Below are 19,516 nucleotides of genomic sequence, written 5' to 3'. Positions count from 1 at the left end.
GACCACGGGTGCCCGGGTGCACGCTGCAGGGGTCCGCGCGGACGACGAGGAGGCGGTGCCGTGGCGCCCTCCGGTCCGCTCGCCCGCCGTCTCCGCCGGCTCACCCTCGGCTCCGGACCGCTGAAGCGCGGCGTCGACACCGCGGAGTGCGTGTCCCGGCTGCTCGTGCTGCTGGTCGTGCTGCTGTCCGTGCCGGTCGCGCTCGCCGTGGGCACCGCGGTCCGGTCCGACCTCGACGCCCGGGCCCGGGCGCAGGCCGAGGAGCGCACCCGGGTGACCGCCGTCGCGACCGCCGACGCGGTGGCCCCGCGGGAGGCCCCGCCGCGGCTGCGCGTCCCCGTCCCGGCGCGGTGGACCTCCCCCGCCGGGGAGCCGGTGACCGGTGCCGTCCCCGCCTCCCCGGCCACCCGCGCCGGGGACACCCTGACGCTGTGGACCACCGCCGAGGGCCGCCGCACCGACGAGCCGATGACGTCCGCGGAGGTCCGGCGCAGCACGCTGGTCCTGGTCGGCGTCGGGTGGGGCGGCACCCTGAGCGCCGTCGTCCTCCTGCACGCCGCGCTGTGCCGGCTGCTGGAGCGCCGGAGGGACCGGTACTGGACGCGCGGGTGGGCCCGGGTCGAGCCCACCTGGAGCCGCCGCGTCCCCTGACCGCCCGGGGTGGTCCCTGTCCCTGCTGGTTGCTGTGTGAGGGATAACGGTCGAGCCAGGCCGGGAGGCGGGCAGGCGGCGCTCCTGGCAGACTGCCCGGCGCACAGCCGCCGCCGACCCCGTGAGGTGCCGAGTGACCGACGCCGCCGACGAGCAGGTGCCCGTGCGCGTCCTCGGCGGGCCGACCGTGCTGATCGGCTACGGCGGGCTGCGCGTGCTCACCGACCCGACCTTCGACGGCCCGGGCGAGTACCCGCTCGGCGGGGGCCGGGTGCTCACCAAGACCGCCCCGCCGGCCGCCGGCCCGGCCGACCTCGGTGCGCTGGACGTGGTGCTGCTCTCCCACGACCAGCACCCGGACAACCTCGACACCTCCGGCCGCGCCCTGCTCGCCGACGTCCCCGTCGTGCTGACCACCCGCAGCGCCGCCGCGCGCCTGGGCGGCGGCGTCCGCGGGCTGGCCCCCTGGGAGTCGGTGCAGCTGCCCCGGCCGGACGGTGGCCCGGTGACCGTGACGGCGACGCCGGCCCGGCACGGGCCGGAGGGCTGCGAGCCGGTCACCGGGGAGGTCGTCGGCTTCCTGCTCACCGCCGAGGGCCTGCCGACCGTGCACGTCAGCGGGGACAACGCCGCGCTGGACGTCGTCCGGGAGATCGCCGGGCGGGCCGGGCCGGTGGACACCGCGCTGCTGTTCGCCGGTGCCGCCCGCACCGCGCTGTTCGACGGCGCGCTGCTCACCGTCGACGGCGCGGGGGCCGCGGAGGCCGCCGCGCTGCTCGGCGCCCGCCGCGTCGTGGTCGCCCACTGCGACAGCTGGGCGCACTTCAGCGAGGGCCGCGACGAGGTCGTCGCCGCCTTCACCGCCGCCGGGCTCGCCGACCGCCTGCAGCCGGCCTGAGCCGCCGTCCCCCGGGACGGGCCGTCGACGGCGCGCCAGGGGGCCACCACTCCCGAGGGGACAGCATGAGCGATCGGGCCCGGCACTCCGTCCTGCGGCGCATGCCGGTCGAGCAGGTGGGCGAGGACGACGCGGGCGGCGGGGCGGGCACGCTGGCCAAGAGCCTGGGCCTGTGGCAGCTGACCGCCATCGGCGTCGGCGGCATCATCGGCGTCGGCATCTTCTCCCTCGCCGGGCTGGTCGCCGCCGGGGACGAGGAGAACCCCGGCGTGGGGCCGGCCGTGCTCATCGCCTTCCTCGTCGCCGGCCTGGCGTCGGCGGCCGCGGCGCTGTCCTACGCGGAGTTCGCCGGGATGGTCCCGCGTGCGGGCTCCGCCTACACCTACGGCTACGTGGCCCTCGGCGAGGTCGTCGCGTGGTTCATCGGCTGGGACCTGCTGCTGGAGTACATCGCCATCGTCGCCGTGGTGGCGATCGGCATCTCCGGCTACCTGGCGGCGTTCCTCGACGGCTTCGGCGTGACCCTGCCCGCCGCGCTCACCGCGTCGGCCGAGGAGGGCGGGGTGGTCAACGTGCCCGCCGTCGTCATCTGCCTGCTGGTCACCGTCATCCTCAGCCGCGGGACCCGCACCTTCGGCCGCTTCGAGCTGGTGGCCGTGGCGGTCAAGATCGCGCTGATCCTGTTCATCATCGGCCTGGGCGTCTTCTACGTCGACACCGGGAACTACGACCCGTTCCTGCCCGCAGGCTTCGGCCCGGTGCTCACCGGCGCGGCCACCGTCTTCTTCGCGGTGTTCGGCTACGACGCCATGAGCACCGCGGCCGAGGAGGCCGAGGACGGCAGGCGGCACATGCCCCGGGCGATCGTCCTGTCCCTGGTCGTCGCGATGGTGCTCTACGTGGCGGCCACGCTGGTGCTCACCGGCATGCAGGACTACCGGGAGATCGACCCGACCGCCGGCTTCGCCTCGGCCTTCACCAGCGTCGGCCTGCCGGTGGTCGCCGGCGTCATCTCGGTGTTCGCCGTGCTGTCCATCCTCACCGTCATGCTGACCTTCCTGCTCGGGGTCACCCGGGTGTGGTTCGCCATGAGCCGCGACGGCCTGCTGCCCCGGTGGTTCGCCGGGGTGGACCGCAACGGCACCCCGCAGCGGGTCACCTGGATCGCCGGCATCGGCGCGGCCCTGCTCGCCGGCGTCTTCCCGATCCGCGCCGTGGCGGACCTGACGAACATCGGCATCCTGTCGGCGTTCGTCGTCGTGTGCCTGGCGGTCATCCTGTTCCGCTACACCCGGCCCGACGCCCCCCGCTCCTTCCGGCTGCCGCTCATGCCGGTGGTCCCCGCGTTCGGCGTCCTCTGCTCGCTGTTCCTGATGGTGCAGCTGCCGTGGGAGACCTGGGCGCGCTTCGGCGCCTGGCTGGTCATCGGGCTGGTCGTCTACGTCGCCTACGGCCGCCGCCACTCCCTGCTCAACCCGGACAGCCCGCACCACCGGCGGCCGACCGCCACCCCCTGACCGGGGAGGTGGACGGCGGGCTCGCCGGCGGGGCAGCCTGGCGGTACCGGCCGCGTGCTCGGCGGCCGGCACCGACGCCGTGGAGGACCCCTCGATGCGACAGACGGTCGTCGCCGTGCTCGGCGGGCTGCTGACCCTGGCCGGGATCGCGCTGCTGGTGCTGCCCGGGCCCGGCTTCGTGCTGGTCGCCGCCGGCCTGGCGGTGCTGTCCACCCAGTTCGCCTGGGCGCGCCGGCCGCTGGACTACGCCAAGGACAAGGCGCGCGAGGGCATCGAGGAGGTGGCCCGCAGCCCCTGGCGGGCGGTCGGCGCCGTGCTGTGCGCCGCGGTGCTCGTCGGCCTGGGGATCGCCGCGCTGGCCGGGGTGGACCTGCCCCTGGTCAACGCCTTCAGCGCGGTGCTGCTCGTGGTCAGCGGCGTCTTCCTGCTCGGCACCGTCGGCTACGCCCGCCTGCGGGGCGCCGGCGGGGTGCGCTGACCGGCGGGCTCACGCCGGGTCGAACCAGGTCACCTCCTCCGGGGTGGCGGTGAACGGGTTGGCCCACTCCGAGGCCGCGCCGGTGATCGGCTGGGCGTCGGTCACCACGGTGAACGGCGTGCCCGGGTAGACGGCGAGCACCCGGGTGGACGACGACAGCTCCTCGGTGTGCTCCAGCAGCTCGCCGCGGCGCAGCCGCTGCGTCGTCCGCGACCCGCGCAGCTCCTCCCCCACCGCGGCCACCCAGGCCACGCCGTCGGCGGTGAACGCGATCGCCTGCACGCGCCGGGCCCGCGGCGCCGGCTCGCACCCGGCGAACTCGGCCAGGGCGTCGTAGAGCCGCTCGGCCTGCTCGTCGTCCCCGGCGCGCGGGAGGAAGAAGGCAGCCATGCCGGCCATCCTCGCCGCCGCCACCGACACCGCGACCGCCACCGCCACCGCGACCGCCACCGACGCCGCGCCGCCCCGGCCGGCATCGGCTTCGATGGGGCCACGACCCGCGCGTCCGACCGGCCGCGCCGCACAGTCCGTGCCCCGCGTGCCGTTCCAGGAGGCCCCACCGTGACGCTCACCACGACCCCCAGCACGACCCCCAGCACGACCCCGCACATCCCGCACTGGATCGACGGCGCCCGCCGCGAGGGCGCCAGCGGCCGCACCGGGGAGGTGACCGACCCCGCGACCGGCGAGGTCACCGGCCACGTCGCGCTGGCCGGCGTCGAGGAGGTCGACGCCGCGGTCGCCTCGGCGGCAGCCGCCTTCCTCGCCTGGCGGGACACCTCGCTGGCCCGGCGGACCGCGATGCTGTTCCGCTTCCGCGAGCTGCTCAACGCCCGCAAGCCCGAGCTGGCCGCGATCATCACCGCCGAGCACGGCAAGGTCCTCGACGACGCCCTCGGCGAGGTCTCCCGCGGCCAGGAGGTCGTCGAGTACGCCTGCGGCGTGCCCTCGCTGGTCCGCGGCGGGTTCACCGAGAACGCCTCCACCGGCGTCGACGTGCACTCCGTGCGCCAGCCGCTGGGCCCGGTGGCGGTGATCAGCCCGTTCAACTTCCCGGCGATGGTCCCGATGTGGTTCTTCCCGATCGCCATCGCCACCGGCAACACCGTCGTCCTCAAGCCCAGCGAGCAGGACCCCTCGGCCGCGGTCTGGCTGGCCGAGCTGTGGGCCGAGGCCGGCCTGCCCGACGGCGTCTTCACCGTCGTCCAGGGCGACCGGGTCGCCGTCGACCGGCTCCTGGAGCACCCCGACGTCAGGGCCGTCTCCTTCGTCGGCTCCACCGCCGTCGCCCGGCACGTCTACGAGACCGGCACCCGGCACGGCAAGCGCGTGCAGGCCCTCGGCGGGGCGAAGAACCACATGGTCGTGCTGCCCGACGCCGACCTGGACCTCGCCGCCGACGCGGCGGTGAACGCCGGGTTCGGGTCCGCCGGGGAGCGGTGCATGGCGATCAGCGCGGTGGTCGCCGTCGGCGGCATCGGCGACGACCTGGTCGCCCGCATCGCCGGGCGCACCGCCACGCTGCGCACCGGCGACGGCCGCAAGGGCTGCGACATGGGCCCGCTGATCAGCCGGCGGCACCGCGACCGGGTGGCCTCCTACGTCGACGCCGGCGAGCTGCAGGGCGCCGACGTCGTCGTCGACGGCCGGCAGGTGACCCCCGACGGCGCCGAGGACGGCTTCTGGCTCGGCCCCACCCTGCTGGACCGGGTGGCGCCGGACATGAGCGTCTACACCGACGAGGTCTTCGGCCCGGTGCTGTCGGTGCTGCGGGTGGACACCTACGAGCAGGCCGTCGCGCTGGTCAACGCCAACGAGTACGGCAACGGCACCGCGGTCTTCACCAACGACGGCGGTGCCGCACGGCGCTTCCAGCACGAGGTGGAGGTCGGGATGATCGGCGTCAACGTGCCCATCCCCGTCCCCATGGCCTACTACTCCTTCGGCGGGTGGAAGAACTCGCTGTTCGGCGACTCGCACGCCCACGGCGCCGACGGCGTGCACTTCTACACCCGCGGCAAGGTGATCACCTCCCGCTGGCTGGACCCCAGCCACGGCGGCCTGGACCTCGGCTTCCCCCGGAACGGCTGATCGAGGACCCCACTGCCCCCCACCGCTCGCACGCTCGCGGCGGGCCCCTGCAGCGGGGCCACCCGGCATCGTCCCCTCCGGGCAGGCGCCACCCCGGCGTGCCAGGCTCCGGGGATGGCCTTCGAGCTGCACCGCGCCGACGGGGAAGTCATCCGCTACGACGAGGGCGCCCGCTTCAGCTTCACCGCGACCGGTCACCTCGTCGTCTACGACGCCCGGGGCAACAAGACGCTGTTCAGCCACCACAGCTGGGACCGGATCGAGGAGCCGGTGCCGCCGCCGCGCTGACGGTGTCCCTGCCCCCGGTGGTGGCGGGGGCTCAGCGGCGAGGGCTCACTCGAAGCGCACCGGCTGCCCGGTGGCCTCCAGCACCGACAGCCACAGGTCGCCCATCGGGTCGACGTGGTTGCGGCGGCTGACCGCCAGCGGCATCGGCATGTGCACGAACCGGCGCCGCCGCCGCGCCACGATCACCTCGGTGCGCCCGGCCATCGCCGCGTGCACGGCGGCGTGGGCCAGGCGCAGGCAGTAGGCGCTGTCGAACGGGTTGGCCGGGACGCTGCGGATGGCGTAGCTGGGGTCGAAGTAGCGGACGTTGGTCTCGGTGCCGTGGGCGTCGAAGTGCTCGACGACCAGCCGGCGCAGCAGCCGGCCGATGTCGCCGAAGCGGACGTTGCCGGACGCGTCCCGGCCGGGCTCCTCGCCCTCGATGTGCTCCTGGCCGGCGCCCTCGGCGACGACCACGACGGCGTGCCCGCGGTCCTCGACGCGGCGGCGCAGGTGCTCCAGGAACCCGCGCTCCCCGTCGAGGGCGAAGGGCACCTCGGGGATGAGCACGTAGTCGGCGTCGTCCTTCGCCAGGGTGGAGTAACAGGCGATGAACCCCGAGTGCCGGCCCATCAGCTTGACCAGCCCGATGCCGCCGGGGGCCGAGCGGGCCTCGACACTGGCCGCGTGGATGCTCTTGGTGGCCTCGGCCATCGCGGTCTGGAAGCCGAAGCTCTGGTCGATGTAGGGGATGTCGTTGTCGATCGTCTTGGGGATGCCGACGACGGCGATCTTCAGGCCCCGCTCGCCGATGACGCGGACGACGTCCATGGCCCCGCGGATGGTGCCGTCGCCGCCGATGACGAACAGGATGTTGATGCCCAGGCGCTCCAGCGCGTCGACCACCTCCTCGGCGTCCTGCTCGCCGCGGGAGGTGCCGAGGATGGTGCCGCCCTCGTCGTCGATGTCCATCACGACCTCCGGGTCGAGGTCGAGGACGTCCTCCCCGTAGCGCGGGATGAAGCCGCGGTAGCCGTTGCGGAACCCGACGATGCGGCGCACCCCGTAGTGGCGGGACAGCTCCAGCACCAGCCCGCGGATGACGTCGTTGAGGCCGGGGCACAGCCCCCCGCAGGTGACGATGCCGACCCGGGTCTTGGCCGGGTCGAAGTAGATCTGCTTGCGGGGTCCCCCGGGCTCCAGGCTGGGCAGCTGGTCGATCGGCAGGCCCCGGCTGCCGATCATGGAGATCGTGTCGTCGAAGAGGATCCGGTCCTCCTCGACCACCGAGTGCTGGGTGGTCTCCCGCTCGCCGAGCCGGGCGGCCAGCGGTGAGTCGATCCGGCAGGGTCCGAGGGTCCGGACGGCGAGGTCCTCGTGGCTGACCATGCCCGGAACGCTGCCACACCCGGCCCGGCCGGACACCGGCCCCCCGGCCCGGTGGCGGACGGCGTCACGGCACGGCCGCGGCCGTCCGTCCGGGGTGGCGCTCGGGCTCGGGGAAGGACCGGTCGCCGAACAGGACGCGGCGGGCCGCGGCCCGGCCGGGCGGCGTGCGCAGGACGCTGAAGGCCGCGGTCGCCGCCGCCGGGGTGCGCACCTGGGCCAGCCCGCGGCGCAGGGCGAGCCGGCCCCGGAAGCGGGCGCGCAGCGCCGCGCCGTCGTAGTGGGCCAGCGGGTCGGGCCGTCCGGCGCGCAGCGCGTCGTCCAGCACCTCGGCGGCGAGCCCGGACAGCCGCAGGCAGGGGTCCAGGCCGCCGGCGGTGAGCGGGGAGACCGCGCCGGCGGCGTCGCCGACGAGCAGTCCGTGGCTGCCGCCGATGCGGCGCAGCAGCCCGCCGACCGGGATCGGGCCGCCGCGCCGCTCGACGTCCGCCGGCCGGTCCAGCCCGGACAGCCCGGGGGCCGACGCGCTGAACCGGTCGAGGGCGGCGCGCAGGCCGTGCGGGTAGCGGTCGGCGTACCCGGCCACCCCGACGTGCGCGTGCCGCCCGTCGTCGACCACCCAGGCCAGGTAGCCCGGCGCCAGCGAGGGGTCCAGGACGCAGTGGAACGCCGGCGTCCGGTCCCCGGGGGCGACCGGGAACACCTCCTCGGCGCCGACCAGCAGGTGCCGGTTGCGGTCCAGGCCGAGGTCGCGGGCGACCCGCGAGCGTGCCCCGTCGGCGCCGACGACGTAGCGCGCCCGGACCACTCCCGGCCCGTCCGGCCCGACCAGCAGCCAGCCACCGTCGTCGCACCGGCCGGCACAGCGGGTGCCCAGCGCCAGGCGCACGCCGGCGTCGGCAGCGGTGCGGGCCGCCGCGAGGTACAGCGGCGCCATGTCGCCCACCCGGTACTCGTCACGGTCGCTGTCCAGGGTCACCGGGCGGCGCAGCCCCGGCGGGTGGAGCACCACGCGCCGGATCGGCGGCCCGAGCAGCTCCGGGGGCAGCGGGAAGTCGTCGAGCGTCTTGCGCACGAAGATCCCCGTGGTGCGGACGGCACCGCCGAGCGTGCGGCGCCGCTCGGCCAGCAGTACCTCGTGACCGTGCCGGGCGAGCAGCGTGGCGGTGTGCAGCCCGGCCAGCCCGGCCCCGACGACCAGGACGTCGACCCGCCCGCTGCCGGCGTCGGTCACTGCTGGGCCCCGCGCACGGCCTGCGGGGCGTCCTGGTCGTCGGGGACCCACTCGAGCAGGTCGCCGGGCTGGCAGTCCAGCACCCGGCACATCGCCTCCAGCGTGCTGAAGCGGACCGCCTTGGCGCGGCCGTTCTTCAGCACCGCCACGTTCGCCGGCGTGAGGCCGACCCGCTCGGCGAACTCGCCCACGCCCATCTTGCGCCGGGCCAGCTCCACGTCGATGCGCACCACGATCGGCATCAGATGACCGCCTCGAGGTCGGTCTGCAGGCTGGTGGCCTGCCGCAGCAGCGCCCGCATCACCACCATGAGCAGCCCCACCACGGCGCCGACCAGCAGCAGCACCAGCAGCAGCACCGGCAGCGCGGCGCCGTCGCTCACCTCGTCGATGACGAAGTAGTAGGCGCCGACGAGGGTGCCCAGGAGCATCACCCACCCGGCGGCCATCGCGGCCACGATGGCGTCCACCCAGGGCAGGGCGTCCGCGCTGAAGATGCGGTCGCGGGTGACCAGGGTGAGCAGCTGCCAGGTGCACACGACCACGACCTGGACGCACACCAGCGCCAGGGCGGAGACGGTGAGCATCGTCCACCGCACCACCGACTGCTCCAGGGACGGGTCGGTCAGGTCCGGCACCATCGCGGGCACCGCCCACAGCTGGGCGGCGACCAGGGCCAGGAGGACCACCACGAGGAGGAACCGGAGCGGGCCGACGGCCCGGCGCACTGTCTGCATGCGTCGACCGTCGCGTGATACCCATCGACAGTCAACAGGTATCCATCACAGTTCGGCAGACCTCACCCTGGCAGGTGGTGCCCACCGGGTCAGATCGGGAACTCCACCCCCTGGGCCAGCGGCAGCTCGCCGGAGTAGTTGACGGTGTTGGTGGCCCGGCGCATGTACCCGCGCCAGGCGTCCGAGCCGGACTCCCGGCCCCCGCCGGTCTGCTTCTCCCCGCCGAACGCCCCGCCGATCTCGGCCCCCGAGGTGCCGATGTTGACGTTGGCGATGCCGCAGTCGGAGCCGTCGGCGGCCAGGAACCGCTCGGCCTCGGCCTGGTCGGAGGTGAAGATGCTCGACGACAGGCCCTGCGGCACGTCGTTGTTCAGCGCGATCGCCTCCTCCAGCGTCCGGTAGGGCATGACGTAGAGCACCGGCGCGAACGTCTCCCGCCGGACGACGTCGGTCTGGCCGGGCATCCGCACGATCGCCGGCTCGACGTAGAAGGCGTCCGGTGCCTCCTCGGCCAGCCGGCGCCCGCCGCCGACGACGAGCTCGCCGCCCTGCTCCTGCGCGGCGGCCAGCGCGTCCTGCATGGCGGTGAACGCGCCGCCGTGGACCAGCGGGCCGACCAGGGTCCCCGACTCGGTGGGCGAGCCGATGGGCAGCCGCCGGTAGGCCTCGACCAGGCGGTCGGTGAGCGCGTCGACCACGTCCGCGTGCGCGATGACCCGCCGCATGGTGGTGCACCGCTGCCCGGCGGTGCCCGCGGCGGAGAAGACGACGCCGCGGGTGGTGAGGTCCAGGTCGGCCGACGGCGTCACGATGGCGGCGTTGTTGCCGCCGAGCTCCAGCAGCGCGCGGCCGAACCGGTCGGCGACCCGCGGGCCGACCGTCCGCCCCATCCGGGTCGACCCGGTGGCGCTCAGCAGGGCCACCCCGGGGAGGCGACGAGGGCCTCCCCGACGTCGGCGCCGCCGAGCAGCACCTGGCCCAGCGCCGCCGGGGCGCCGGTGTCGGCGACCGCCCGGTCGAGCAGCGCGGTGCAGGCCACCGCGGTCAGCGGGGTGAGCTCGGAGGGCTTCCACACCACCGGGTCGCCGCAGACCAGCGCGATGGCGGCGTTCCACGACCAGACCGCCACCGGGAAGTTGAACGCGCTGATCACCCCGACCACGCCGAGGGGGTGCCAGGTCTCGGTGAGCCGGTGGCCGGGCCGCTCGGAGCTGATCGTCCGCCCGTACAGCTGGCGGGACAGGCCGACGGCGAACTCGCAGACGTCGACCATCTCCTGCACCTCGCCGCGGGCCTCCGACGCGGTCTTGCCGACCTCCAGGGTGACCAGGGTGGCCAGGTCGTCGGCGTGCGCGCGCAGCAGCTCGCCGAGGCGGCGCACCACCCCGCCGCGCACCGGGGCGGGCACGGTGCGCCAGGTGGAGAAGGCCTCGCCGGCGCGGGCGACGGCGGTCTCGACGTCGGCGGCGGTGTGCCGCCGCAGCGACAGCAGCGGCCGGCCGTTGACCGGGGAGGTCACCGGGCAGTCCCCGGCCAGCGCGTCCAGGTCGACGCCGCAGCGGGCGGCGGCGTCGCGGGCGCGGCGGCTCAGCTCGTCGGCGGTGGGGATGGGCACGGGGACTCCTCACGTCGGGGGTTCGGGGGTCGGCGCAGCCGCCGCGCCGCGGCGGCGCCCCCGGCGCTGAGCGCGACCAGGGCCAGGACGGCCAGGACGAACGGCCACGACCCCGGGGACGAGCCGTGGGCACCGAGGGTGACGAAGGCGACCGTGCCGGGGACGATGCCCAGGGCGGTGCCGGCCAGGTAGTCGCGGAACCGGACGGCGGTCAGCCCGGCCAGGTAGTTGACCGCGGTGAAGGGCAGCACCGGCACCAGGCGCACGGCCAGCACCGCCGGCAGGCCGCGGCGGCCGAGCAGCGCGTCGAGCCGGGCCACGCGGCTGCCGGTGAGGCGCTCCACGGTGTCGCGGCCCAGGGCCCGCGCCAGCGCGAACGCGGCCACGGCCCCCAGCAGCGCGCCGGCCAGCACGACCGCGACCCCCGTCAGGAGCCCGAACAGCACGCCGGCCGCGGCGCTGAGCACCGTCTTCGGCAGCGGGGTGAGGGTGACCGCGGCGTACAGCAAGGCGAACGCGAGAGGGCCCGCCGGCCCGAGACCGGCGACGCCGGCCCGCAGCCGGGCGACGTCGGGCAGCCCCACGGCGGCGGCGACCACGGCCACCAGCCCGACGGCGAGCACCAGCAGCGCGGGCCGGACCCACCCGGCGGGCCGCCGTGACCGGCGGACGGGCGGTCCCCCGGTGCCCTCCGTGACGCCGGCGGGGGTGGCCATGTCGAGGATCATCCCCGTCGCGGGCCCGGCGGGTGCACGCGGCGCCCCTGGCACAGTCGGTCGATCGTCGAGGAGCGAGGCGCCTGGTCGGCGCGGGCACCACCGTGCGCGCGGCGGCCGAGGCCGCCGTCCGCCACAGCGACGACACCGCCACCGACGTGCTGCTCGACCTGCTCGGGGGCCCGCAGGCACTCGACGCCGCGCCGGAGACGATCGGCGACGACGTCACCCGGGTCGACCGCACCGAGCCCACGCTCGACGACACCGTCCCCGGCGACCCCCGGGACACCAGCACGCCGCGGGGCCTCGCCGGTGACCTGCGCGCGCGTCCTCGGCGGCGCGCTGGCAGCCGAGGACCGCGACCTCCCGTCGGGTGGCTGACCACGACGACCACCGGTGACGCACGGGTGTGGGCCGGGGTGCCCGCGGGGTGGGTGGTCGGGGAGGAGTCCGGCGCCGCCGCGTACGGCACCCGCAACGACACCGCCGTCGTCCGGCCGCCGCGACGGGCCCCGATCGTGGTGGCCGTGCTCTCCGACCGCGACGAGCCGGACGCCGGGCACGACGACGCCCTCGTCGCCGAGGCCACCCGCGCCGTCGTCGCGGCGCTGAGCTGATCCCCCGGGCGCGGCGCCCCCGCCGGGTCGGCGGTCCTCGCCGGGGGCCGCCGGGCACCCGCCGGACCGGACCGGGCACCCGCCGCCCCCGCGTGCCCCGACGGCGACTACGGTCCGCCCATGCCGCTGATCCTGCACTGGGGCGGCCCACGGCACGCCGAGGTCGACGAGGTACCCGCCGAGTCGCTGGCCTCCTCGATCCTGGTCTACGAGGGGCCCCGCTGGTACGGCGTCTACCGGCGCTTCGAGCCCGTGCGGCTGCAGGAGACCCCCCACGGTCCGGCCGAGGTCTGGGTGGTGCGCGAGTAGCCCACCGGCACGGGCACCTCGGGTGCCCGACGGCACGGGTGAGGAGCCGCCGCGCCCGGCGGTGCCCGACGGCGGGAGTGCGGGCGGGTCCGCCGACCGGGAAGCCGCGGGCGTCGGCGCGGGTTGTCCACGGTCCGAGGGCGGGGTCGACCACGCCGTCGTGCACCCGCGCCCACCCCGTCGCCGACGCTCAGCGCCGCTGCCCGCCCTCGACCGACCTGGAACCGCCCCCCACCACTGGACGAGGAGCACCTCCCGCATGCGCGTCAACGCCTACGCCGCCCCCGCCGCCGGCCGCCCCCTGGCGCCCACCACCGTCGAGCGCCGGGACGTCGGCCCGGACGACGTCCTCATCGAGATCGAGTACGCCGGCATCTGCCACTCCGACATCCACACCGTCAACGGCGACTGGGGCCCGCAGCCCTTCCCCGTCGTCCCCGGTCACGAGATCGTCGGCGTGGTCGCCGAGGTCGGCGCCGGCGTCACCACCCACCGCGTCGGTGACCGCGTCGGCGTGGGCTGCATGGTCGGCTCCTGCCGCCGGTGCGCCAACTGCCGCAACGGCGACGAGCAGTACTGCGTCGAAGGCATGGTCGCCACCTACGCCGGCACCGACCGCGACGGCACCACGACCCAGGGCGGTTACTCCACCCACGTCGTCGTCGACGCCCACTTCGTGCTCGCGGTGCCCGACACCCTCGACCCGGCGGCCGCCGCGCCGCTGCTGTGCGCCGGCATCACCACCTACGCCCCGCTGCGCCGCTGGGGTGCCGGCCCGGGCCGGCGGGTGGCCGTCGTCGGCCTCGGCGGGCTGGGCCACCTGGCCGTCAAGATCGCCGCCGCGATGGGGGCCGAGGTGACCGTGCTCAGCCAGTCGCTGAAGAAGCAGGAGGACGGCCTGAGGCTCGGTGCGCAGCACTACCACGCCACCAGCGACCCGGACACGTTCACCCAGCTGGCCGGCACGTTCGACCTGGTCCTCAACACCGTCAGCGCGCCGATCGACGTCGACGCCTACCTCTCGCTGCTGGCGGTCGACGGCGCCCTGGTGAACGTCGGCGCCCCCGCCGAGCCGCTGGCCGTCGACGTGTTCTCGCTGCTGACCAACCGGCGCACCTTCGCCGGGTCGATGATCGGCGGCATCGCCGAGACCCAGGAGGTGCTCGACTTCTGCGCCGAGCACGGCATCGGCGCCGACGTCGAGGTCATCGCCGCCGACCGGGTCAACGACGCCTACGAGCGCGTGCTGGCCTCCGACGTCCGCTACCGGTTCGTGATCGACACCGCGACCCTGCGGTGACCTCCGGGGGTCGGGCGCGCCTCCCGGCCCCCACCGCGTCGGAGCGCCGACGCCGGACGCGGCACGATGCACCTACCGCACGGCCTGTGCGCTCCTGGCAGCAGCCGCTGAACGGTCGAGAACGGGACGCACCGTCCCGGGGAATGGAGATGCGAGCGTGGACACCGAGACAGACGTGACCGGCACCGGTGGACTGCAGGTCGACCCCGACCTGCGCGACTTCGTGGCCGAGGAGCTGGTGGCCGGCCTGGACCTGACGCCGGCGCGGTTCTGGGCCGTCGTCGCCGACCTGCAGGAGCGGTTCGGCGGGCGGGTGGAGCAGCTGCTGCGCCGCCGCGACGAGCTGCAGCAGCAGGTCGACGACTGGCACCGCGAGCACGGCACCGGTGACGTCGAGGCGCTGGAGGCCTTCCTCACCGAGATCGGCTACCTGCTGCCGGTGGAGGAGCCCACGGTCCGGGTGACCCGGGTGGACCGGGAGATCGCCGAGGTGCCCGGCCCGCAGCTGGTGGTGCCGGCGACCGTGCCGCGGTACGCCCTCAACGCCGCGAACGCCCGCTGGGGCTCGCTCTACGACGCGCTCTACGGCACCGACGCGCTGCCCCTGGACCACGAGCTGGAGCCCGGCTACGACGAGCGCCGCGGCGCGCAGGTCATCGCGGAGGCCGACCGCCTGCTGGACCAGTTCTTCCCGCTGGCCGAGGGCAGCCACGCCGACGTCGTCGCCTACCGGGTGCCGTCGGCCGGTGAGCTGGCCGTCGACACCGCGTCCGGGACGACCGGCCTGGCCGACCCGGCGCAGTTCGCCGGGCACCGGGCCGGGGACGGCGACCGCCCGGCCGCGGTGCTGCTGCGCCGCCACGGGCTGCACCTGGAGCTGACCATCGACCCCTCGACCCGGGTGGGCACCCAGCACCACGCCGGGGTGTCCGACGCCCTGCTGGAGTCCGCGGTCAGCACCATCGTCGACCTGGAGGACTCCGTCGCCACCGTGGACGGCCCGGACAAGGTCGGCGCCTACCGGTCCTGGCTGGGCCTGCGGACCGGGGAGCTGACCGCCTCCTTCGGCAAGGGCGGGCGCACCGTGACCCGCGAGGTGCACGGCGACCGCACCTACGTCGGCACCGACGGCGGCGAGCTGACCCTGCCCGGCCGCTCGCTGCTGCTCGTGCGCAACGTGGGCCACCACATGCGCCTGGACGCCGTCCGGACGGCCGACGGCGAGCCCATCCTCGAGGAGGTCCTCGACGCGCTGGTCTCCGCGACCGCGGCACTGCAGGAGCTGCGCGGCAACGCCCGGTACTCCAACACCCGGACCGGCAGCGTCTACATCGTCAAGCCCAAGATGCACGGCCCCGACGAGGTGTCGCTGTCGGTGGAGCTCCTCGCCGCGGTGGAGGAGGCGCTGGGCATGGAGCCCACGACGCTCAAGATCGGCATCATGGACGAGGAGAAGCGGACCTCGATCAACCTGGAGGCCTGCATCGCCCGCGCCGCGGATCGGGTCATCTTCGTCAACACCGGCTTCCTGGACCGCACCGGCGACGAGATCCACACCGACTTCGAGGCCGGGCCGGTGGTCCGCAAGGACGACCAGCGGTCGCAGACGTGGCTGAAGACCTACGAGGACCGCAACGTCGACGTGGCCCTGCGGGCCGGCTTCGCCGGGCAGGCGCAGATCGGCAAGGGCATGTGGGCCAAGCCCGCCGCGATGCGCGAGATGCTCGACACCAAGGGCGGTCACCCGCGGGCCGGGGCGAACACCGCCTGGGTGCCCTCGCCGACCGCGGCCACGCTGCACGCGCTGCACTACCTGGAGACCGACGTCCTCGCCGTCCAGGAGGAGATCAAGAAGCGCCCGCTGGCCGACCGGCGCGGCCTGCTCGTGCCGCCGGTCCTGCCCGACGCGGGCACCGGCCTGTCCGAGGAGGACAAGCGGCACGAGCTGGAGACCAACGCGCAGTCCATCCTGGGTTACGTCGTGCGCTGGGTGGGGCTGGGGATCGGCTGCTCCACCGTCCCGACCCTGGAGGGCGTCGGCCTGATGGAGGACCGCGCGACGCTGCGCATCTCCAGCCAGCAGATCGCCAACTGGCTGCACCACGGGCTGGTCACCGACGGCCAGGTGCGCGAGACCTTCGCCCGGATGGCCGAGGTGGTCGACGGGCAGAACGCCGACGAGCCGGGGTACGCACCGATGTGCGCCGACCTGGACGGCAGCCCGTCGTTCCAGGCCGCGCTGGACCTGGTGTTCTCTGGCCGGCGGGAGCCCAACGGCTACACCGAGCGGGCGCTGACCACGTGGCGTCAGAAGGCCAAGGCCACCGACGGCGGCGAGGAGTCGGGGACGCGCGCGGCCGTGCTCGAGGACGAGGCGCCGAGCCCGGCGTCCTGAGCCGGTCCGGCACCGGCCTGCCCGGCCGCCGGGAGCCCCCGGCGGCCGGGCGGCAACGGGTGGACCCGGCTCCATGGTGTACGGCGGCGTACGGTGCCGCCGGGAGGGGTCGGCATGGAGTCCGAGGACGCGGGACGCACGGCGGCCCAGCGCGCTGCGGCGGCCGGCCGCCGCAGCGACGAGCTCGCCGAGCGGCTCGCCCGGCTGAGCGCCGGCGAGCGGCCGGACACCGAGAGCGTGCGGGATGCCCGGGCGCAGGCCGAGGCCGCCGCCGAGCACGCCCGGGAGTCGGCGGAGCGCGCACGCCTGGGCCACCAGCGCGCGGCCCGCGTGCACGAGCGGACGGCCCAGGCGCACGAGGCGGCCGCGCGGGCCGGCGTCGGCGACGTGGTGGCCCACCGCAGCCGGGCGGAGGACCACCCGCTCCGCGGCCGGCGAGGACCGGGAGGCCGCCGAGGAGGACGCCGACCGAGCCTGGCACGAGGAGGTGCCCGGTGACCCCGCCTGAGCCCGGACCGGGGCTGCCGCCGGCGACGTCGGTCGACGAGGTCATGGCGCTGCTGGCCGACCTGGACGTCCGCGACGAGGACCTGCAGGTCGTCTCCGAGGAACCGCCGGCGTGCTGCAGCAGGCCGGGGTGATCCGCTACACCCGCGGCCGCATCTCCGTCCTCGACGTCGACGCGCTCACCGACGCGGCCTGCGACTGCTACGACGTCGTGCAGGCCGAGTACCGGCACCTCAACGCGGCCCCCGAGCACTGAGCAGACCCGAGGACCGAGCACCCCGGAGGACAGAGCACCCGGGGACCGGGCGCTGCCGCAGTCGTCGGCGCTCCCGGCGTCCTCCCGAGGGCGCCGGGGGGCGCCGGCCCCGGCGCGGGACGTGGTGCTCAGCTGCCGGCGGTGCTGCTGGCGGACAGCGCGCCGTCCGCGGCCCTCGCCGGCTCGCCGGCCCGGCCCACGCCGGCCCCACCGTCGGTGCGGTCGGAGGCCAGGGACCGGAAGCGACGCAGCCGCAGGCTGTTGGACACGACGAACACCGAGGAGAACGCCATGGCCGCGCCGGCGAGCATCGGGTTGAGCAGCCCGGCGGCGGCCAGCGGCAGGGCGGCCACGTTGTAGGCGAAGGCCCAGAACAGGTTGCCCTTGATGGTGCCCAGCGTCCTCCGGGACAGCCGGATGGCGTCGGCGGCGGCGCGCAGGTCACCGCGCACGAGGGTGAGGTCGCTGGCCTCGATGGCGACGTCGGTACCGGTGCCCATGGCCAGGCCGAGGTCGGCCTGGGCCAGCGCGGCGGCGTCGTTGACGCCGTCGCCGACCATGGCCACGACCCTCCCCTCGGTCTGCAGCCGGCGGACGACGTCGACCTTGTCCTGCGGCAGCACCTCGGCGATCACCTCGTCGATGCCCACCTGGCGGGCCACCGACCGGGCGACGGTCTCGTTGTCCCCGGTGAGCAGCACCGGGGTCAGGCCCAGGCCGCGCAGCTGCCGGATGGCCTCGGCGGAGGTCGCCTTGACCGCGTCGGCGACGACCAGGACGCCGCGGGCGGCGCCGTCCCAGCCGACGGCCACGGCGGTCCGGCCCTCGGCCTCGGCGGCGGCCATCGCCCGCTCCAGGTCGGCGGGCAGCCGCAGGGACCACTCGGCCAGCAGCCGGGTGCGCCCGACGAGCACCGCGTGCCCGTCGACCACGCCCTGCACGCCGAGGCCCTCGACGTTGGTGAAGCCCTCCACCGCGGGCAGCGTGCCGACCCGCTCGGTGGCGCCCCTGGCGATGGCCTGGGCGATCGGGTGCTCGGAGGCGTCCTCCAGCGCGCCGGCCAGCCGCAGCACCTGCTCGGCGTCCTCGCCGGCGGCCGGGACGACGTCGAGCAGCGTCATCCTCCCGGTGGTGACGGTGCCGGTCTTGTCCAGCAGGACGGTGTCGACGCGACGGGTGTTCTCCAGCACCTCCGGGCCCTTGATCAGGATGCCCAGCTGCGCGCCGCGGCCGGTGCCGACCATGAGCGCGGTCGGCGTGGCCAGACCCAGCGCGCAGGGGCAGGCGATGATCAGCACCGCGACCGCGGCGGTGAACGCCGCGGCCAGGCCGCCGCCGGTGCCCAGCCAGAAGCCGAGCGTCGCGACGGCCAGGGCGATGACGATCGGCACGAAGACCCCGGACACCCGGTCGGCCAGCCGCTGCACCTCGGCCTTGCCGTTCTGGGCGTCCTCGACCAGCCGGGCCATCTGGGCCAGCTGGGTGTCCGAACCGACGCGGGTGGCGCGCACCACGAGCCGGCCGCCGGCGTTGACGGTGGCACCGACGACGGTGTCGCCGGGGCCGACCTCCACCGGCACGGACTCGCCGGTGAGCATCGAGGCGTCCACCGCCGAGGAACCCTCGACGACGACGCCGTCGGTGGCGATCTTCTCCCCCGGGCGGACGACGAACTCGTCGCCGACGGCCAGCCGGTCGACCGGGATGCGCTCCTCCCGGCCGCCGCGCAGCACCGAGACCTCCTTGGCCCCCAGCTCCAGCAGCGCGCGCAGGGCGGCGCCGGCGCGGCGCTTGGACCGGGCCTCGAAGTACCGCCCGGCCAGGATGAACGTGGTCACCCCCGCGGCGGCCTCCAGGTAGATGTTCGCGCGGCCGTCGGTGCGGGCGATGGTCAGCTCGAACGGGTGGGTCATCCCCGGCACGCCGGCGGTGCCGAGGAACAGCGCGTACACCGACCAGGCCAGGGCGGCCAGCGTGCCCAGGGAGACGAGCGTGTCCATCGTCGAGGTGCCGTGGCGCAGGTTGGTCCAGGCCGCCCGGTGGAACGGCCAGGCCCCCCAGACGACCACGGGCGCGGCCAGGGTGAGCGACAGCCACTGCCAGTAGGTGAACTGGAAGGCGGGGACCATCGCCATCGCGATCACCGGCACGGTGAGCACGGTGGAGACGAGCAGCCGCTGCCGCAGCGGCCGCACGGTGTCGTCCTCCTGCGGCTCGCCGGGCGCCCCGGCGTCGCCGGCCGGCCGGGGCGGCTCGGGCAGCCGGGCGGTGTAGCCGGCCTTCTCCACCGCGGCGACCAGCTCGTCGGGGGCGACCTCCCCGGTGTAGGTGACCTTCGCCTTCTCCGTGGCGTAGTTGACCGTGGCGGTGACGCCGTCGAGCTTGTTCAGCCGCTTCTCGATCCGCATCGCGCACGAGGCGCAGGTCATGCCGCCGATCGTCAGCTCGACCTGCCCCCCGCCGGCCGGAGCCGGTGGAGTGGTGCTCTCCGTCGCGGAGCTCATCGTTTTTCTCCTCGGGAGGGGGTGTTCAGGATGGGGACG

20 protein-coding genes and 1 pseudogene are annotated in these 19,516 nt (G+C 75.6%); 13 read left to right on the top strand and 8 right to left on the bottom strand.

What is annotated here, in order from left to right; genetic code table 11:
- Positions 1 to 60 precede the first annotated feature (60 nt).
- The 4 genes from RTG05_RS10650 to RTG05_RS10635 all read left to right on the top strand — a co-directional run bounded on the left by RTG05_RS10650 (position 61) and on the right by RTG05_RS10635 (position 3,544).
- Complete coding sequence (locus RTG05_RS10650; protein ID WP_166528603.1) at positions 61 to 651, top strand: Rv1733c family protein; 591 nt, start codon at positions 61 to 63, stop codon at positions 649 to 651.
- A gap of 133 nt (positions 652 to 784) precedes the next feature.
- Entirely contained in the window at positions 785 to 1,549 is a 765-nt protein-coding gene (locus RTG05_RS10645; RefSeq protein ID WP_166528602.1) for an MBL fold metallo-hydrolase, read from the top strand.
- Positions 1,550 to 1,614: 65 nt separating this feature from the next.
- The gene (locus RTG05_RS10640) at positions 1,615 to 3,066 is read left to right on the top strand and encodes an amino acid permease (protein ID WP_166528601.1); all 1,452 of its coding nucleotides are present in this window, start codon (positions 1,615 to 1,617) and stop codon (positions 3,064 to 3,066) included.
- Between the two features lie 94 nt (positions 3,067 to 3,160).
- Complete coding sequence (locus RTG05_RS10635; protein WP_166528600.1) at positions 3,161 to 3,544, top strand: PGPGW domain-containing protein; 384 nt, start codon at positions 3,161 to 3,163, stop codon at positions 3,542 to 3,544.
- Between the two features lie 9 nt (positions 3,545 to 3,553).
- On the opposite strand, the gene RTG05_RS10630 is transcribed toward RTG05_RS10635, so the two are convergent.
- Complete coding sequence (locus RTG05_RS10630; protein ID WP_315912533.1) at positions 3,554 to 3,994, bottom strand: hypothetical protein; 441 nt, start codon at positions 3,992 to 3,994, stop codon at positions 3,554 to 3,556.
- Positions 3,995 to 4,105: 111 nt separating this feature from the next.
- Here RTG05_RS10630 and RTG05_RS10625 point away from each other — a divergent pair, with 111 nt between their 5' ends.
- Positions 4,106 to 5,635 (top strand): CoA-acylating methylmalonate-semialdehyde dehydrogenase, encoded by a 1,530-nt coding sequence (locus RTG05_RS10625; protein ID WP_315912532.1) that lies wholly within the window; start codon positions 4,106 to 4,108, stop codon positions 5,633 to 5,635.
- A gap of 114 nt (positions 5,636 to 5,749) precedes the next feature.
- Positions 5,750 to 5,923: a hypothetical protein gene (locus RTG05_RS10620; protein ID WP_166528598.1), complete on the top strand. Its 174-nt coding sequence runs from the start codon at positions 5,750 to 5,752 to the stop codon at positions 5,921 to 5,923.
- 45 nt (positions 5,924 to 5,968) lie between these two features.
- Here RTG05_RS10620 and RTG05_RS10615 read toward each other — a convergent pair whose 3' ends face one another.
- The 6 genes and pseudogenes from RTG05_RS10615 to RTG05_RS10590 all read right to left on the bottom strand — a co-directional run bounded on the left by RTG05_RS10615 (position 5,969) and on the right by RTG05_RS10590 (position 11,589).
- Complete coding sequence (locus RTG05_RS10615; RefSeq protein WP_166528597.1) at positions 5,969 to 7,291, bottom strand: ATP-dependent 6-phosphofructokinase; 1,323 nt, start codon at positions 7,289 to 7,291, stop codon at positions 5,969 to 5,971.
- Between the two features lie 64 nt (positions 7,292 to 7,355).
- A complete protein-coding gene (locus RTG05_RS10610; RefSeq protein ID WP_166528596.1) occupies positions 7,356 to 8,522 on the bottom strand; it encodes an FAD-dependent oxidoreductase in 1,167 nt (388 codons plus the stop codon).
- Entirely contained in the window at positions 8,519 to 8,764 is a 246-nt protein-coding gene (locus RTG05_RS10605) for a helix-turn-helix domain-containing protein (RefSeq protein ID WP_166528595.1), read from the bottom strand. Before RTG05_RS10605 ends, RTG05_RS10610 begins: the two co-directional genes overlap by 4 nt.
- A complete protein-coding gene (locus RTG05_RS10600) occupies positions 8,764 to 9,258 on the bottom strand; it encodes a DUF2975 domain-containing protein (RefSeq protein ID WP_166528594.1) in 495 nt (164 codons plus the stop codon). Before RTG05_RS10600 ends, RTG05_RS10605 begins: the two co-directional genes overlap by 1 nt.
- An 89-nt stretch (positions 9,259 to 9,347) precedes the next feature.
- Positions 9,348 to 10,777: pseudogene (locus RTG05_RS10595) on the bottom strand (aldehyde dehydrogenase family protein).
- A gap of 68 nt (positions 10,778 to 10,845) precedes the next feature.
- Positions 10,846 to 11,589: a TVP38/TMEM64 family protein gene (locus tag RTG05_RS10590; protein WP_315912531.1), complete on the bottom strand. Its 744-nt coding sequence runs from the start codon at positions 11,587 to 11,589 to the stop codon at positions 10,846 to 10,848.
- Between the two features lie 104 nt (positions 11,590 to 11,693).
- Between RTG05_RS10590 and RTG05_RS10585 the strand changes: the two genes are divergently transcribed.
- From RTG05_RS10585 to RTG05_RS10555, 7 genes are all read left to right on the top strand, one after another.
- Positions 11,694 to 12,206, top strand: a complete 513-nt coding sequence (locus RTG05_RS10585) for a serine hydrolase (RefSeq protein WP_166528593.1) — start codon at positions 11,694 to 11,696, stop codon at positions 12,204 to 12,206.
- Positions 12,207 to 12,326: 120 nt separating this feature from the next.
- The gene (locus RTG05_RS10580) at positions 12,327 to 12,515 is read left to right on the top strand and encodes a hypothetical protein (protein ID WP_166528592.1); all 189 of its coding nucleotides are present in this window, start codon (positions 12,327 to 12,329) and stop codon (positions 12,513 to 12,515) included.
- Between the two features lie 259 nt (positions 12,516 to 12,774).
- Positions 12,775 to 13,815: an NAD(P)-dependent alcohol dehydrogenase gene (locus RTG05_RS10575; RefSeq protein WP_166528591.1), complete on the top strand. Its 1,041-nt coding sequence runs from the start codon at positions 12,775 to 12,777 to the stop codon at positions 13,813 to 13,815.
- A gap of 157 nt (positions 13,816 to 13,972) precedes the next feature.
- Positions 13,973 to 16,210 (top strand): malate synthase G, encoded by a 2,238-nt coding sequence (locus RTG05_RS10570; protein ID WP_208104904.1) that lies wholly within the window; start codon positions 13,973 to 13,975, stop codon positions 16,208 to 16,210.
- Between the two features lie 114 nt (positions 16,211 to 16,324).
- On the top strand, positions 16,325 to 16,708 hold the full coding sequence (locus tag RTG05_RS10565) for a hypothetical protein (protein WP_166528590.1): 384 nt from the start codon (positions 16,325 to 16,327) through the stop codon (positions 16,706 to 16,708).
- A complete protein-coding gene (locus RTG05_RS10560) occupies positions 16,705 to 16,851 on the top strand; it encodes a hypothetical protein (protein WP_166528589.1) in 147 nt (48 codons plus the stop codon). Before RTG05_RS10565 ends, RTG05_RS10560 begins: the two co-directional genes overlap by 4 nt.
- Positions 16,830 to 16,973: a winged helix-turn-helix domain-containing protein gene (locus RTG05_RS10555; protein ID WP_166528588.1), complete on the top strand. Its 144-nt coding sequence runs from the start codon at positions 16,830 to 16,832 to the stop codon at positions 16,971 to 16,973. Before RTG05_RS10560 ends, RTG05_RS10555 begins: the two co-directional genes overlap by 22 nt.
- A gap of 128 nt (positions 16,974 to 17,101) precedes the next feature.
- On the opposite strand, the gene RTG05_RS10550 is transcribed toward RTG05_RS10555, so the two are convergent.
- Positions 17,102 to 19,477 carry a heavy metal translocating P-type ATPase gene (locus RTG05_RS10550; RefSeq protein WP_315912530.1) on the bottom strand — a complete coding sequence of 792 codons (2,376 nt, stop codon included), beginning with the start codon at positions 19,475 to 19,477 and terminating at the stop codon, positions 17,102 to 17,104.
- Positions 19,478 to 19,516: the final 39 nt, after the last annotated feature.

It is taken from the genome of Geodermatophilus sp. DSM 44513, from assembly GCF_032460525.1.
In the GTDB taxonomy this organism is placed as follows: Bacteria; Actinomycetota; Actinomycetes; order Mycobacteriales; family Geodermatophilaceae; genus Geodermatophilus.
Note: the sequence above shows the minus strand (reverse complement) of the source record. Positions and strands in the feature narration are given on the sequence as shown.